The sequence below is a fragment of the Legionella taurinensis genome (genome assembly GCF_900452865.1).
GTDB lineage: Bacteria > Pseudomonadota > Gammaproteobacteria > Legionellales > Legionellaceae > Legionella_C > Legionella_C taurinensis.
Map to the genome: position 1 here is coordinate 1455268 of NZ_UGOZ01000001.1, position 15592 is coordinate 1470859.

The window sequence follows — 15592 nt, forward strand, 5'->3', positions numbered from 1 at the left end:
AATTACTCCAGCATTTTTTCGATAGGAAGAACCAGAATGGAACTGGCGCCTAAGGATTGGATGTTTTCCAGGGTATTCCAGAAAATCCCTTCGCTGGAGACAACATGGACCGCCACTTTATCCGGCGTGGCCGGCAAAGGAATCACGGTGGGCGACTCTGCTCCTGGCAGTTGACGGCAGATGGTGTCAAGGGCCTGTTTAGGGGCATGAAACAGAATGTATTTACGTTCCTGAGCCTGTTGAACAGCCTGAATGCGGCGCTTTAACAGATCAAAAACGGCCTGGAGTGAGTCAGGGACAAGCCGGGTGCTCTGAATAAAGACAGCCTGACTGTGCATGACTACCGCCACTTCGCGCAATTTGTTCTCCTCAAGGGTTTGCCCGCTTGAAACCAAATCACAAATGGCATCGGCCATGCCGAGTCTGGGCGCAACTTCCACCGAGCCCGACAATTGCAGGATGTCTGCGGCAATCCGGTATTGGTCAAGGTAGTTTTGCAGCAGCAGGGGGTAGCTGGTGGCAATGCGCTTCCCATCCAGACTGCCGGGTGATTCGTAAGACCCGTTTTCCGGGACTGCAATCGAAAGCCGGCAATGGCAGCTGCCCAGCGGTAACACCAGCTTGTAGTGCTTGTCTTTGCAGGCCAGTGACGCTTCGTTCAAAACATTCTCACCCACTATGCCGCCGTCGGCGAGTTCATCGAATACCAGCGTTGGAATGTCATCATCACGGACAAAAAGCAAGTCGATAGGAAAATTATCGACGTGGGTGAGCAAGGCATTGTCTTTGAGGCGGAATTTTAAACCACAACGTTGTAAAAGAGTCAGTGACTCCTGGGCTAAACGACCTTTTTTCTGTAAGGCGATACGAATACGTGTTTTCAAGACTGCTCCAACCGTTCTGCGATAAGTGAATACCCCCCAGTTCCACGGGTCAGACAGCGTGCAACCCGGGTAATGGTTGTCACACTGACCCCTGTCTGGTCATGAATGGTGCGGTAAGGCAATTCTTCACGCAGTAAGGGGACGACCTGCCAACGATCAGCCATGGCTTCCAACTCCGCGGGCGTGCACAAATCATTAAAAAATGCCGCCGCTTCGTTTTCATTCTGCAAAACACTGATGGCTTGCATGAGATGATGGATTGCCTGGGTTTTGTCGCTGTGCTGATGTTTCATAATAATGTATTAACGTAATAGAACATTAGTGCATTGTAATTGTGCCGGTTGATTTCTGTCAATAAAAATTTGTCTCACAACGCAATTTTTGCCATGATTGCCATTGAAAAAACACAAGGAGAGCACGCATGCTGCTTAAAAAGGATGATTCCTGTCTGTTGCTAATCGATGTTCAGGAGAAACTGGCGCCGTTTGTGCTGGAGTCGGAAAAAACGATAGCGCGGTGTCAATGGTTGATGAGACTGGCCAAAGAGCTGGATGTGCCTGTCTTAATCAGCGAGCAATACCCAAGCGGTTTAGGCAGTACGGTTAAACCCCTGCAGTCAGGTGATAAAACGTTATCCAAGGTTCATTTTTCCAGTTGGCGCGAGCCCCTGTTTAAAGACAGCCTGACCACCCTGGCTAGAAATCAGGTGGTTTTGATCGGCATTGAAGCCCACGTCTGTGTTTTACAATCAGCCGTTGATTTGCTGGAGGCGGGTTTTCAAGTGTATGTCGCCGTGGATGCCGTAAGCAGCCGTCATGATCAGGATTTAAAATACGGTTTAAAGCGCATGAAGCAGGCAGGGATTGAACTGGTTACCTCCGAAATGATCTTTTTCGAATGGGTAGGGCAGGCAGGCACCCCTGAATTTAAAGCATTGAGTAACGCTTATTTAAAACAATAGTCAGGAAAACAATCGATGAATCTGGATAATCAAATCGCCGTCATTACCGGCGGCGCCTCAGGTATGGGGAAAGCGTGTGCCGACGCATTATCGCAACGCGGGGTAAACGTCGTGATCTGGGATAAGGTGGTTGAGCATTTAAATCCCAGCGAATGGATGGCAATACCCTGCGATGTCAGTTCGGAAACCGAGGTGGAACATGCTCTGCAGGAAACCATTCACCGGGTTGGCGTGCCGCGGATTGTGATTAACTGCGCTGGTATTGCCCCGGCCAAACGCATGGTAGGAAAAGAAGGCCCTATGCCTCTTGCTGCATTTAAACAGGTCATTGATATTAATCTGGTCGGGACATTTAATGTCATGCGGGTTACAGCCCATGCCATGACGACACTCGATCTGGAACCGGCCAGTCATGAGCGGGGAGTCATCATCAATACAGCATCCATCGCCGCCTACGAGGGACAGATTGGTCAATTGGCTTACAGCGCTTCAAAGGGCGGGGTGGTGTCCATGACATTGCCGGCCGCGCGGGAATTGGCACAGCATGCCATCCGCGTGAACACCATTGCCCCCGGTTTAATCGCAACCCCCTTATTGCTGACCATGCCCCAGGAGGTGCAGGACAGTCTTGCTGCAACAGTGACCTTTCCCAAGCGTCTTGGCAGACCGGATGAATTTGCGGGTTTAGCAATTCACGTCATTGAAAATGAACTGATGAATGGTGAAGTCATCCGTCTGGATGGCGCCTTGCGTATGCAGGCGCGCTAAGGGTCAGGCCTGTCAGGGTGACAGGCCTTGTTCTTAAGAATGGCTCAATGGTTTGCTGCTGACATCCTGGTCTGGTTTTTCTCCCTCGGGCCTGTTTAGTTGCGGGGATGCGGCTTCTTTTTTGTCGGCTCCCCCGTTAAAGAAACTCATCCAGCCGGGCATGGATTTCGCTGAGGGAGTGGCACCGAACAAAACATCCATCAGATTGACGTTAACCGGGCTTTCCTCTTCGTCCAGGCTGGTGTCTTCATCCTCAGAGGAGGACATGGTCAGGTTATAGCGGTTGCACAGATTAAGAATCGCTTCCGTAAGATTGATCTGAATCTGCTGCTGAGCGTGCAGGGAAGAGGCTTTTCTGAGTCCGCGAGTACACTCGTCCAGATCCTGCCACAGGATTTCTACATCATAGAGGTACTGTTGCAAAAAAATCACTTTGCCAGAACGATCGGAGTCTGGCACGTCATTGTTACGAAATAATTGAGACAGATCGTTTAAACTGCCGTGAAAACATTTGAGCATGTCCATCCTGGCTTTAGTCCGCAGGGGTTTGAAAAATTGCATCGCACGGTCTATGCATTGGCTGTAAGCGCGTTGAGTCGCTTCGTCCTGCAACAAGTCAAGTGGTAATGACTCATTCATTAAAAGGGTAATGGCGCTAATGGAGTAGTTACCCTGTTGTCCTAAAAGGCCCAGGTCGCGATTGAAAAGGAGATCGTGAGCCTGTAACTGATAATAGGCAATGGCTGCGTTGATTTTATTGGTTACCTCAGAAGACAGCGTATGAGTATTGAGGTAATGACGCAGCGCGTTTTTCAGAGCGAAATAAAAAGCACTGGATGACGTGGTTTTTTCAGGGCAGGCCGCCAATACGTCCTTTAGTGGATGCCTGGGTTCCGTTAACAGGGAATAAGCCAGCGGCAGGCCTCGGCTGTCGGGGATTAAAAGGGACGCGTCATGCTTGATTAAGACAGCAAGGCAGTCGGCGGAATTCGATTCATAACAGAAAGAAACCGCATTGGTGTATTTCTTTTTGTTAAGGATAAGAACCTGATTGTCCAGTACCAGGTCATCGCCATGCGTAAGAATGAAGTCCAGTAATTCGGCGTTATTGTCTTCCAGGGCGGAGCAAAGCCTGTTCATATCCAGCAGATAATAGAAGTTCTGCAGGAGTTTCGCGGCGGCGAACTGTTTTGTTTTCAATAAATATAAAAAGTGCTCTTTGCAGGCTTTTTCAAGACTTGGGGTTAATTGTTGCAGTTTGCTCAGGCATTTTGAACTGCTAATGGGGGCCTGCGAGGGCAGAAGGAAGTCTGCTTCAAGCGAATATTGATTGCAGCGAGCCCACAAATCAGCCAGTCGTCGAGTGTATTCCAGCCCCTCTCTGGCTAAGGATTCGGAAGCAAGATCTGCAAACTGTTTGGCGAGTTTATCCACCTGCCTCTCAATTTCCCCTAATTCCTGGGTTAGTTTCTTCTGAACTGTCGTGTTGCGCTTAGCCTTTGAACTGACTGAAACCAGGTTTGCATTAGGTTTGGACGATTTATTTTTGTCAGGATTAGAGGAAGTCTGATTTGACGCCGTTGTCATTGGCGCGTCGAGCGATGTTTTCGCATCGGGCATAACGGCCTCCGCGGTCTTTAACATGCGCGTGAGAAAAAGGTGCTTTTGGGCATAGTGATTATGCGACGTCAGCAGGGCTAAATTGTGGGTCACTTTAATGAAGTTTTTCAACTTAGCCAGGTACTCTGCCCGTTTACCCTCTCTCTCTTCATAAAGGAGACTGCATTGGATGTCGAGACGTTGATATTCCAGCTCCAACTGATTATAGGTCTGTAAATATTTTTCTCTGATTTCAACAATGACGGCATGCACAGACGTTTCTGCCAGAGTGAGTAACTCCTGGCTGACTAACGACACATCCAGTTCTCGATACTTGTTGTGGCCGACCCTTATGCTGAAATGCGGTCCGGATACCATCTGATCCTTTCTGTCGTAATAGACATGAAGCCGGAATTCATCGCCGTTTAAGTCAGTAAAATCAGCGGTGTAATGAAGCTGGCTTAACTGCGGAATGACCTGTGATTCATTTTCGTAAACACTGACATGGTGCTTAAGCAGGGTATAGCTCAGTTCGTTATGGTTCAAACAATAATCTATGGGGGGAAGCGCAACCAAAAAATAGTTTTTTTTGTCGAGTGTTTGTTTAAGGTTAATGGATTCCGCATGTTCAAGACTGTTTTTGTTTCTTTTCTTGCGATACGAAAGAAAACTGAACAATATGTTTTTTGGCATTGGCCACCCCTATGATGCACAGAAAATTAATCATCATATAGTAATAAACCCATAATGGTCAATTATTGGTCTTTGGGTGGGTGAGTCGCGTCGGGCCATGAGGCCCGACCTGGGTTATCATTGAACTGCCGCTGGTGTAGTATTGGACTTCATGTTGCCCTTTATTCCCTTTTTATCCGGGATTATGGGTGCAAGCATGCCACCGGGCGCGATTTGTTTAAGTTTGATTTGACCGGCACCAGGATTTAGAGTCGAATTGGCGTCTTTGCAGCGTTGGGTATCACACTTCATTTTGCAGTGACTGTTCACGCAGCCATAGCAGCCCCAGTCAGGCCAGCAACAGGCCCAGTTGCCGCTTTCCGACCCATGCCACTGCCCGCCAGATAATTCACAGACTCCTTTTAAATCCTCACCACCGCCATCGTTTTGTTTGGCTAAGCCATGTAAAGGCAGGCAGAGAGTGAGCAACACGCCTGCAATGAGGGGTAAGCGTTTCATAGTATCCTCCTTGATCGGGTGAATTGAGCAAAACCAATCCATTTGCTTCGCCTAAAGCATAGTAGGTGTATTAAAAATGATCAAAGGGGCGCCAGAACAGGTGTACTGCTCCGGCTTGGGCGCGAAGTAATCAGGCTTTCTGGTGATGCCCGGAGTCAGAGCCGGGTTTTACGTTGCCTGAGGCGGTGTACACATTGGGGGCAGCTGTCATGGATTGACCTGTCAGGGCGCCAATCATTTCCTGGCGGGTAATGATGTTGGTGGTGATGACCTGACCATTGATGGTGTTGTATTCACGGCAGAGGGTTAATTTGTCAGCCAATGTTTTATTCAGTGATTCAATGGTACTGGCTTCGTTCTGGCTGAGTTGTTTAAGGTAACTCCCAAGCGCCGTCTTATAATCGGCCGCATTGGCCTGGGCTCCGATCACCTGGATACGTTGCCTTGCGCTCTCTTCCAATTGAGCGCAAATCGCTTGTTTTTGGGTTGATATTTCTTCAAGTTCGTCAAATTTTCGATTGACCAGGATGTCTTTTTCACGGAGTAACAGCGAAATTAAAGCATCGAGATGGGTTATTTCCTGCTCCAGTAAAGCAGATAAATCCGTTTGCACCTTTGTCATAATAATCCTTAAGCCAGTTGAATATCATCAAACATTTTCTTCGCTATTTTACTGCTCGATACCTCATAGCGTCCAGAATGAAGTAATTCCTTAAGGTATTCGACACGGGCGTTATCCACATCCGGTTCTTTGAGGATAATGTCTTTCAGGGTTGCCAATTGCTGAGAGGCATCACTTAAGTTGACAGAACTTGCTTCTGTGGAGACAGATTCACCATCTTTCTGGTTTTGCAGGCGCTGTACGCGGGATTCAGTATCCACTCGCTTGAAGTTACCTGTCTCGTTGATTGAATTGACCATAGCATTTCTCTCGATTACGCTCTCCATACTTATCGGCTCCTCATGCGAAATCTTTAGTTATTTTCGGTTAATTTTTAACCTTTTTTACATCTTACCCTGACAAAACACTGCGCCGCAAGCCCATCACAGGCTGACTCGGACCTCGCTTTTCCCGCTGACCCGGCCCTCGACGGTTTTTTTGGACCTTAAATTTTTGACCCGGATGACGTCATTCAAAGCCCCGTCATTTAAGGCAACGCCCACCATGGTGATTTTAAAGGATTCACTGACTGCCTGAATGCTGACCTGTTCTCCCTTATGAATCAGAATTTGGTTTCCCACCGCCCGGGGTTGTATCGGACTGCCCTGATAAATGGTGTAGGTGGCGACTTGACCTGTCACCTCGGTTAAATCAGAGAAATACCCTTGTTTTAATTGAGAAATATCCATCGGCACTAATTGAACATCGCCCTCGCCAATGACTGTCCCGCGAATCAGGTTGCGCCTGGCAACAAGGACTGGCTTTTCAATGGTGATGCGGGCAGGAATATAAAGCGTCCAATGGTTGTCAATTTCTTGACAGCGGATGCCCATGGTGGTGGAGCCGGTTAAAGCGGTTTTATAGGGATTAAACACTTCAAGTTTGTCATCGGCGCAGCGTTTTAATTGCAGTCTGGGGTCGATTGATTCGGTACTGACCTTGACAGTGCCTTCGTATTGCACGGTCAATTGATTCAGCAGATAGGTTTCAATGTGCTGTTTAAGCACCTCATGCGATTGATTCTCTTGGGCGGCTGCCCACTGGGCGCTGAGGAAAAACATTAACACGGCTAAAATCCGTTTCACTCTTGGTACTCCTGACTCAACTGGCTGGTTTAGCTATGCAAAAGCCAAGCCAGGTTTATTAATTATTTAAGAACAATGACTTAAAATGACCCCGTGTCGAGGTGGAGGCGCTTCTTTAAGGCATTTTATGATGGGCTGCATCCTGCGTCGAACGGGTTGGCTGCCTGTGCGGACAAGACAGGGTAGGTGGGTGCAGCATACCCATGGCTTTTCTCTCTGATGCCTTTTCCGGACAGGCTCGCATGGGTTACTGTAGGCATGGTCTCTTTATACTTAGACCCGCATCGCTTATGATACTCGTTGATTTACTGAAGCGATTAATGAATGCGTTTTCTCTTAACACTCTTATTATTAGTATCGACTTCCCTCTGGGCCACCAGTCATCATCCTCAGGATTTTCTGAATGAGGTGAAGGGACGGCCGGATGAAGGCCGGCAGATTGCCGATCATTATTGTGCCAATTGCCATGCGATAAAGCCTCTGATTGAACTGGGTGCGCCTAAAATGGGACAGGCTAAGGATTGGGAGCCGCGCCTTAAGGCTGGACTTGAGCTTTTATTTCAACGGGCCGATACAGGGATGAATGCCATGCCCGCACGCGGCGGTTGTTTTGAATGCAGTGATAAGCAATTAAAGCTGGCCATTCTCGCTCTTCTTCCTGAAGACATCCTAAGAGATCAAAAATTGATCAAAAAGTTTCTTGAAAAAACAAACAGTTAAAAAAATTTAAAAAAAGACCTAAACTTATTCATCGTTCTCCCGATAAAACAAAAAAAGAGGGAGGATATAACAATGAAAAAGCTACTGGTTGTGGGCCCGATGTGTGTCCTGGTTGCTGGTTGCGGATCCATGGACAGGTCAACCGTGGTTGTGGATGATGCGGGTTATACTCATCATACACTGTCCATGGCTGCAGACAGGAAAGGAGTTGCCCATTTCCCCGAAACGCGTCCAGCCACAGGTAAAAAAGTATTCATTTTTGACCCCAAAGCAACCGCCTGGGCAGCCTATGATGCTCAAGGCAATCGCATTAAAACCGGAAGCGCTTCTGGCGGTAAGGACTTCTGTGAAGACGTGGGCCGGGGTTGCCGCACTGTAACCGGTACTTTCCGTGTTTACTCTAAAAAAGGACCTGAATGCACGTCCAGCATTTACCCCATCGAAACCGGTGGCGGTGCAAAAATGCCGTATTGCATGCACTTCCATGGCGGATACTCCATCCATGCCGCTTACGAAGTACCCAATTACAACGCCAGTCATGGGTGTGTGCGGGTTCTTCCCAGTGCGGCTAAATGGTTAAACGAAAACTTCATCGACATTGGTACGACGGTTATCGTGAAACCATACTAAAACCATGGCGTAACTCCCGTTTTCATGCCCGTGCAGGCGGGCATGAAAGGGGAACAGGCCTCGATAACAGTCATTGCCTGCTTAGTCTCAGGCACCCCAATTCGGGTTTTCAATGGTTGCCCGCCTTCGCGGCAGGATAAATGATGAGACCTTCAGACAGGGTTATCCCATGCCTCCGCTCGTTGTCTTGTCTTCGCGCGCAGGGCAGCGGATAGCCCTCAAGCAAGGTCATCCTATGCTTTCCCTTTAAGTGCAGTTTACTGCCTAGAGGTACTTTTTAAGGAGCTGGTTGATTTGTTCGGGATTAGCCTGTCCTTTGGTCTCTTTCATGATCTGCCCGACAAAGAACCCCAACAGTTTTTCTTTACCGGCGCGATAATCAGCCGCTTGCTGCGGGTATTGTTCAACGGTGCGTTGAACCAGCGCCTCGAGCAGGGGATCGTCTTGCACGGGTTGATATCCTTCCCTGGCAATAATGGCGTCTACCGTGCCTTGCCCCTGCCAGAGGTGATTAAAAATCGCTTTAAGGACGTTGGCGGAAAACGTTTTCTTACTGGCATAATCAAGCAGCGGCGCTAGATCTGATGCGGAAATCCTGGGATTTTCAAAGGATTCATTCACCTCATTCAAGGCCGCCGCATAAGCGCCTTTGAGCCAATTGACGATGGTTTTTTCATCCGCCTGGCTGAGTTCCCGCACCGCTTCAAAATAATGGTAGGTGGCGGGTGCGGCCAGCAGGAATTGAATATCATCCGCATTCAGATGGCCAAGCCCCTGAAGATGGGCTTTGATCGCCGCAGGCAAGGGCGGCAGGGTTTCTTTTATTTCCGTTAATTGCTCGTCATCGATGGCAATGGGCAGCAAATCAGGATCAGGAAAATAACGGTAATCATTCTCGTTTTCCTTGCTGCGTAAAACCTGGGTGGTTTCGGTATTGGGATCAAATAAACGCGTTTCCTGAATCACGGCCTGTCCGCATTCCAGTAAGTCCTGATGCCTGGCCTGCTCATAGGCAATGGCTTTTTCAATAAAACGAAACGAATTCAGGTTTTTCAATTCGGTGCGGGTGCCCAGTTGTGGCGACCCGTGTGGTTTAAGCGACAGGTTGACATCACAACGAAACGATCCTTCCTGCATGTTGCCGTCGCAAATACCAAGGAAGCGCACCAGTTGATGGAGGGTTTTTAAGTAATTGACCGCTTCTTCGGCCGAGTAGAGGCAGGGCGCTGTGACAATTTCCAGCAGGGGGGTGCCGGCGCGGTTTAAATCAATGCCGGTAAAATCAGCCCGCGCATCATGAATCGATTTCCCCGCGTCCTCTTCAAGGTGAGCCCTGACGATGGTGACTGTCTTCATCGGGGCATCGCCCATGTCCACCTGAAGTGTGCCATGACTGACGATGGGGGATTGAAACTGACTGATCTGATAGCCTTTGGGCAAATCGGGGTAAAAGTAGTTCTTGCGCTCAAAATAAGACAGGGGATTAATCGTTGCGCCAATGGCGAGTCCAAACTGGATGGCCATGATGACGGCCTGTTGATTAAGAACGGGCAAGACGCCCGGTAGCCCGGCATCAATGAAGGACGTTTGGGTATTGGGTTTGCCGCCAAAAGCATTGGCTGAACCTGAAAAAAGTTTCGTTTGTGTTTTTAACTGAACATGCACTTCAAGGCCGATGACAGTATCCCATGCCATAGTTAACCCCTTAATTGAGCACTGGCCAGATGCCAGTGAGTCATTTGTTGATACTGGTGGGCGACGTTCAACAGCGTTGCTTCAGCAAAGTGTTTTCCGATAATCTGCATACCCACGGGCAAGCCTTCGCTGAAGCCGGCCGGAATGGACACGGCGGGCAAGCCCGCGAGATTGACCGCAACGGTAAAGACATCCGCTAAATAATTCTGTACTGGATCGCTCACTTTTTCGCCGAGCTTAAAGGCGGTGGTGGGTGTGGTGGGGCCGATAATCACATCGACGGTTTCTAAGGCTCTCAGCAATTCGTCTTTAATCAGCCGCCGAATCTTTAACGCCTGCAGGTAATAATCGTCAAAATAGCCCGAAGACAGAACATAGGTGCCGGTAAGGATGCGGCGTTTGACCTCGGTGCCAAATCCTTCGGTACGCGAGGCGGTAATCAGTTCTTTTAATGTACTGCTTTTTTGGCTGCGGTAGCCAAATCGAATGCCGTCGTAGCGCGACAGATTGGACGACGCTTCGGCGCAGGCAATGACATAATAGCAGGGAACCCAGAGTGGCTGATGGGGTAAATCCATTTCGATGACCTCTGCGCCCTGATCGCACAGAACCTTGACGGCGGCATGGATGGTTTCCCGGATAGTTAAATCCACGTTTTCACTGAAAAAACAGCGGGGCAGGCCAATGCGCAGTCCCTTGATGGAATCATTGAGGCGTGCCGAGTAGTCTGGAAGCGCCTGTTGAACCGACGTGGAGTCCTTTGCGTCAAAACCGGCCATGGCCTGCAGGATCAACGCCAGATCATCGGCGCTCTGCGCCATGGGGCCGCCCTGATCAAGGCTTGATGCATAAGCAATCATGCCGTAACGCGAGACAAGGCCGTAGGTGGGTTTTAAGCCGGAAATGCCGCAAAAGGCTGCCGGCTGACGAATGGACCCGCCGGTGTCAGAGCCAGTCGCCAGAGGGATAAGGCCCGCTGCCACCGCCGCGGCCGAGCCGCCGGAGGAGCCGCCGGGTACTCGAGTCATATCCCAGGGATTTTTTACGGCGCCAAAATAGCTGTTTTCATTGGCAGAGCCCATGGCAAATTCATCCATATTGGTTTTGCCGATTAGCACGGTGCCCTGTTGCTGTAAGCGGCTAACCACCGTGGCGTCATAAGGCGACCGGTAGTCTGCAAGCATTTTTGAACCGCAGGTGGTGGGTAAATGGCGCGTGCAGAAAATGTCTTTATGGGCAATGGGAATGCCGGTTAAGAGGCCAAATTGCCCGGCTTTAAGCGCTTCATCCGCCAAAGCGGCCTGTTGCAAGGCATAGGCTTCATCCACCGTGATGAATGCGTTCAGTCCTGTGTGATTATCAATCAATTTTAAGTAATGCCTGACCAGTTCCACACTGGAAAGCTGACGTTGCTGCAAGGCTAAAACCGTCTCACGCAAAGAGGCCATGTTATTTTCCTGAATCGATGACTTTAGGGACCAGATAGAATCCTTCTTCAAACAAAGGGGCCAGTTGTTCCAGTTCTTCCACGCAGTTATTTTCGGTGATTTCATCATCACGCAGGCGCTGATGAAGTTCGTAAGGATGGAAAAGCGGGGCCACCTGTCGAGTATCCACCTGGCGTAACTCGGCCACAAAATCAATGATGCCATTGACTTCAAGAACGAGGGAAAGGCTGTCATCACAATCGCTGTCCAGAGAGGCTAATTCAGCAATTGCCTGTAATTCTGCCGAGGAAATGGTCATCAAAACTCCAAAAAATAGGCTACTTCGCTGCGGACTGTATAGTGAACAGAAAATTCGCCTGGGATGCAAGGATTTATTCGCCGGATTGCATTATCCAATATTTCTTTCTTGGCGGGAAAAGGTAGAATGACTTTATCACTCACCAGTTGGATTGTTATGTTGCAGCAGATAAAAACCCAGGGCGGCGTTTACATAGAATGTGAACAGCAGAGTTTAGCCTATGACAATGCCATTGAGCCTTTAATTGAGAAGCTGGATTCGCAGCGCGGCGCCTTGTTCGCCTCCAGTTTTGAATACCCTGGACGCTACACCTGCTGGGACATTGGGTTTTTTAATCCGCCGCTCGCCATTGTCTGCAAGCAATCGCATGTTTATCTGCAGGCGTTAAACAAGCGCGGCGAAGTGCTGTTAACCATTGCCGCTCTGGTTCTTAAGGAATGTGAGTCCATTGACATCCTGAAGCAGACAGAAAAAGCACTCCAGCTGCAGATTAAGCCGAGTGATCGTGTCTTTAGTGAGGAAGAGCGCAGTCTGCAGCCCTCCATTTTTACCGTCCTGCGGGTGCTTCTGGGTTTTTTCAAATCACCGGATGAACCCTATCTCGGCCTGTACGGGGCCTTTGGTTATGATTTGATTTTCCAGTTTGAATCATTGCCGCAGACCAAGGTGCGGGAGGCGGATCAACGGGAAATGGTGCTTTACCTGCCGGATGAAATCTATGTGGTTAATCATCGCAAGGAAGAAGCCTTTGTTCGTCGCTATGACTTTCAATACCAGGGAAAATCCACGCTGTCATTGCCGCGGGAGGGTGCATTCAAACCCTATGAAGCCACGCACAAACCCGAGAAGCCAGGCGATCATGAGCCCGGTGAGTATGCCCGAATTGTTGATGTCGCCAAATCACGGTTTGCCTGTGGGGATCTGTTTGAAGTGGTACCCAGCCAGATTTTTTATGCGCATTGCCCAGAACAGCCTTCGGCCATTTTCAGACGCATGCGCAAGGCGAATCCATCCCCTTACGGTTTCCTGATTAATCTGGGTGATGAAGAATATTTAGTGGGCGCCTCGCCGGAAATGTATGTGCGGGTTCAGGGTCAAAAAGTGGAAACCTGCCCCATATCCGGCACGATCAAACGCGGCGCCGATGCCATAGAGGATGCAAAAAACATCCAGACGCTGCTTGATTCTGAAAAGGAAGCGTCTGAATTGACGATGTGTACCGATGTGGATCGCAATGACAAATCCCGCATTTGCGAGGCGGGCAGCGTGCAGGTGGTGGGCCGACGCCAGATTGAAATGTATTCGCGGCTGATTCATACGGTGGATCATGTTCAGGGGGTGTTGCGTAAGGAATTTGACGCGGTCGATGCTTTTTTGACGCACATGTGGGTAGTGACAGTGACCGGGGCGCCGAAACTCTGGGCGATGAACTTCATTGAAACCCATGAAAAATCGCCCAGACGATGGTATGCAGGCGCAGTGGGCTGGTTTGGTTTTGACGGCAATTTAAATACCGGCCTTGTATTAAGAACCACACGGATTAAACAGGGCATTGCTGAAATTCGCGTCGGCGCGACCCTGCTGTATGATTCCGTGCCGCAGGCGGAAGAAGAGGAAACACGGCTTAAGGCATCTGCTTTTCTCGATGTGGTTCAAAATAAAGTCAAGAGCGACGTGCAGCACCGTAGCGAATACCCTGGGCTCGGGCGGCGCGTGTTGTTAGTGGATCATCAGGATTCCTTTGTTCACACCTTAGCGAACTACCTTCGCCAATCGGGCGCGGAAGTCACTACGGTCCGATCAAATCTGGTCATTGATTACCTGCAGGCTTCCGAATTTGATTTGGTGGTGCTATCGCCTGGACCCGGTAAGCCTTCGGATTTTAAAGTGGCACAGACCATCGAATCTGTTTTGGCGCGCGGCATTCCTTTGTTTGGCGTTTGTCTGGGTTTACAGGGGATGGTAGAGTACTTTGGAGGGGAACTGAGCGTTCTCGATTACCCCATGCATGGCAAGGCCTCTGAAATCATCGTCAGGGAAGAAGGGGGATTGTTTGCCGGGCTGGCGCCGTCTTTTACGGCGGGCCGTTACCATTCTCTCTATGCTCGTCAGGAATCGATGCCCAAATCATTGAAGGTAACGGCAGTGAGTCAGGATGGGATTGTCATGGCAATCTCTCACCGGAATCTGCCGGTCCATGCCGTGCAATTTCATCCGGAAACCATTTTATCCATGCACAACCAGGCCGGGCAGCGCATTATCAACAATCTAATGGAGATGATTGGCAGCGATGAAGAGTAAAGTCCTCAAAGTCTATGCTGTGGCCATACTACTGGGTGTTTTAACAGGGATTATCGGATCCTGTTTTCAGATAGCGATTGCTTATTTAAGCCGTGGGTTGAGCGCGGCCATTGCCTGGTCTGAGCGCGTAGGAGTTCCGGGCGCCCTGACGTCAATGCTGTTTTCCATGCTGCTTGTTTACCTGGCCTGGTTGATGGTGAAAAAAATCGCCCCTGAGGCCTCCGGCAGCGGCGTACAGGAAATTGAAGGGGCCCTGCTTCATGAGCGCCCCATTTTCTGGGAACGGTTGCTGCCGGTGAAATTCATAGCCGGGGTAATGTCAATCAGCGCCAGCATGGTGGTTGGCCGTGAAGGGCCTACCATTCAAATGGGCGGTAATCTGGGTGAGATGCTGGGGCAGTGGCTGCGTATTCCAAGGCGCCGTCGGGATACCCTCATTGCCGCGGGTGCGGCTTCCGGTTTGGCCACCGCCTTTAACGCGCCTTTAGCCGGGGTACTGTTTGTCATTGAGGAAATGCGCAACCAGTTTAATTTCACATTCACCAATTTTAAGATGGTGGCCATTGCCTGTGTCATGGCCACCATTGTCAGCCACTGGCTTGTGGGTGCAGGTCCTGCGATTGCCATGAGTGTGTTTGAGTTACCCAGTTTAAAGTCGTTGTGGCTGTTTTTTATCTTTGGTCTTTTAGCCGGCTTAGCCGGGCTTGTTTTTAACCTGGTGCTGATGAAAAGTTTGAGCTTAAAAGATCGATTGTCTGACTTTGCCCAGGGTTGTTATGCCTTAATTCTCGGCGCGGTCGTGGGCCTTCTGGCCTATTGGTATTCGCCCATTGTTGGCGGCGGTTATGAAATCATCCATCAGTCCTTGACATTGTCGCCGCCTGCCAATGTGTTACTGCTGCTCATCGGGTTGCGTTTTATCATGACCATGCTGTGTTACAGCAGCAGTGTTCCGGGCGGAATTTTTGCGCCCATGCTGGCCTTAGGCACGCTGTTTGGTCTTGCCTCTTACTACCTGTTGATTTTAATTATTCCAGACACCACCATTCATCCTGGCATGTTTGCTGTGGCGGGCATGGGCGCTTTGTTTTCCGCCGCCGTCCGCTCTCCCCTGACAGGCATTGTGCTGGTGGTGGAAATGACTCAAAATTACCTGTTAATTCTACCGATGATGGTGACTTGCCTGACTTCCACTACCGTGGTTCAACTGGCAAAAAATCCACCCATCTATGCGCAGTTATTACGGCGGACTCTGGCAAAAGAACGTCTGTCGGCGTGACACGGCTAAATTTCATTCGCAAAATGAAAACCGTTCGTTATATACTTTTGCTCAGAACCGGCAACCCAGTGG

At 49.6% G+C, this 15592-nt stretch carries 17 protein-coding genes; 6 read left to right on the forward strand and 11 right to left on the reverse strand.

Features of this window, described 5'->3' with window-relative positions; all coding sequences use genetic code 11:
• Positions 1–2: 2 nt before the first annotated feature.
• Positions 3–884: an ATP phosphoribosyltransferase gene (gene hisG, locus DYE45_RS06805; RefSeq protein ID WP_108291813.1), complete on the reverse strand. Its 882-nt coding sequence runs from the start codon at positions 882–884 to the stop codon at positions 3–5.
• Positions 881–1177: a YerC/YecD family TrpR-related protein gene (locus DYE45_RS06810; RefSeq protein WP_108291811.1), complete on the reverse strand. Its 297-nt coding sequence runs from the start codon at positions 1175–1177 to the stop codon at positions 881–883. The genes hisG and DYE45_RS06810 overlap by 4 nt, the downstream gene beginning before the upstream one ends.
• Positions 1178–1305: 128 nt before the next feature.
• On the opposite strand from DYE45_RS06810, the gene DYE45_RS06815 reads away from it, so the two are divergent.
• On the forward strand, positions 1306–1845 hold the full coding sequence (locus DYE45_RS06815; RefSeq protein ID WP_108291809.1) for a hydrolase: 540 nt from the start codon (positions 1306–1308) through the stop codon (positions 1843–1845).
• A gap of 15 nt (positions 1846–1860) precedes the next feature.
• A complete protein-coding gene (locus DYE45_RS06820; RefSeq protein WP_108291807.1) occupies positions 1861–2613 on the forward strand; it encodes an SDR family NAD(P)-dependent oxidoreductase in 753 nt (250 codons plus the stop codon).
• A gap of 33 nt (positions 2614–2646) precedes the next feature.
• Here DYE45_RS06820 and DYE45_RS06825 read toward each other — a convergent pair whose 3' ends face one another.
• The 6 genes from DYE45_RS06825 to DYE45_RS14900 all read right to left on the reverse strand — a co-directional run bounded on the left by DYE45_RS06825 (position 2647) and on the right by DYE45_RS14900 (position 7409).
• Positions 2647–4905, reverse strand: coding sequence for a hypothetical protein (locus DYE45_RS06825; RefSeq protein ID WP_115300663.1), 2259 nt, complete (start codon positions 4903–4905; stop codon positions 2647–2649).
• Between the two features lie 117 nt (positions 4906–5022).
• A complete protein-coding gene (locus DYE45_RS06830; RefSeq protein ID WP_108291803.1) occupies positions 5023–5403 on the reverse strand; it encodes an acetyltransferase in 381 nt (126 codons plus the stop codon).
• 130 nt (positions 5404–5533) lie between these two features.
• A complete protein-coding gene (locus DYE45_RS06835; protein WP_108291801.1) occupies positions 5534–6025 on the reverse strand; it encodes a flagella synthesis protein FlgN in 492 nt (163 codons plus the stop codon).
• A gap of 8 nt (positions 6026–6033) precedes the next feature.
• Positions 6034–6351: a flagellar biosynthesis anti-sigma factor FlgM gene (flgM, locus tag DYE45_RS06840; protein WP_108291799.1), complete on the reverse strand. Its 318-nt coding sequence runs from the start codon at positions 6349–6351 to the stop codon at positions 6034–6036.
• Between the two features lie 96 nt (positions 6352–6447).
• Positions 6448–7149, reverse strand: a complete 702-nt coding sequence (flgA, locus tag DYE45_RS06845) for a flagellar basal body P-ring formation chaperone FlgA (protein WP_115300664.1) — start codon at positions 7147–7149, stop codon at positions 6448–6450.
• Positions 7150–7274: 125 nt separating this feature from the next.
• On the reverse strand, positions 7275–7409 hold the full coding sequence (locus DYE45_RS14900; RefSeq protein WP_256594893.1) for a hypothetical protein: 135 nt from the start codon (positions 7407–7409) through the stop codon (positions 7275–7277).
• Positions 7410–7473: 64 nt separating this feature from the next.
• Between DYE45_RS14900 and DYE45_RS06850 the strand changes: the two genes are divergently transcribed.
• Both DYE45_RS06850 and DYE45_RS06855 read left to right on the forward strand, forming a co-directional pair.
• Positions 7474–7869: a c-type cytochrome gene (locus tag DYE45_RS06850; RefSeq protein ID WP_108291795.1), complete on the forward strand. Its 396-nt coding sequence runs from the start codon at positions 7474–7476 to the stop codon at positions 7867–7869.
• A 72-nt stretch (positions 7870–7941) separates the two neighbouring features.
• Positions 7942–8499, forward strand: a complete 558-nt coding sequence (locus tag DYE45_RS06855; RefSeq protein WP_108291793.1) for a L,D-transpeptidase — start codon at positions 7942–7944, stop codon at positions 8497–8499.
• 264 nt (positions 8500–8763) lie between these two features.
• Here DYE45_RS06855 and gatB read toward each other — a convergent pair whose 3' ends face one another.
• From gatB to gatC, 3 genes are read right to left on the reverse strand one after another with little or no spacing between them, the layout of a single operon-like run.
• Positions 8764–10194, reverse strand: a complete 1431-nt coding sequence (gatB, locus tag DYE45_RS06860; protein WP_115300665.1) for an Asp-tRNA(Asn)/Glu-tRNA(Gln) amidotransferase subunit GatB — start codon at positions 10192–10194, stop codon at positions 8764–8766.
• A gap of 2 nt (positions 10195–10196) precedes the next feature.
• Positions 10197–11657 (reverse strand): Asp-tRNA(Asn)/Glu-tRNA(Gln) amidotransferase subunit GatA, encoded by a 1461-nt coding sequence (gatA, locus tag DYE45_RS06865; RefSeq protein WP_242602641.1) that lies wholly within the window; start codon positions 11655–11657, stop codon positions 10197–10199.
• Positions 11644–11940: an Asp-tRNA(Asn)/Glu-tRNA(Gln) amidotransferase subunit GatC gene (gene gatC, locus DYE45_RS06870; protein WP_108291787.1), complete on the reverse strand. Its 297-nt coding sequence runs from the start codon at positions 11938–11940 to the stop codon at positions 11644–11646. Before gatC ends, gatA begins: the two co-directional genes overlap by 14 nt.
• Positions 11941–12096: 156 nt before the next feature.
• Here gatC and DYE45_RS06875 point away from each other — a divergent pair, with 156 nt between their 5' ends.
• Both DYE45_RS06875 and clcA read left to right on the forward strand, forming a co-directional pair.
• On the forward strand, positions 12097–14241 hold the full coding sequence (locus tag DYE45_RS06875; RefSeq protein ID WP_108291785.1) for an anthranilate synthase component I: 2145 nt from the start codon (positions 12097–12099) through the stop codon (positions 14239–14241).
• On the forward strand, positions 14231–15520 hold the full coding sequence (gene clcA / locus DYE45_RS06880; protein WP_115300666.1) for a H(+)/Cl(-) exchange transporter ClcA: 1290 nt from the start codon (positions 14231–14233) through the stop codon (positions 15518–15520). The genes DYE45_RS06875 and clcA overlap by 11 nt, the downstream gene beginning before the upstream one ends.
• Positions 15521–15592: the final 72 nt, after the last annotated feature.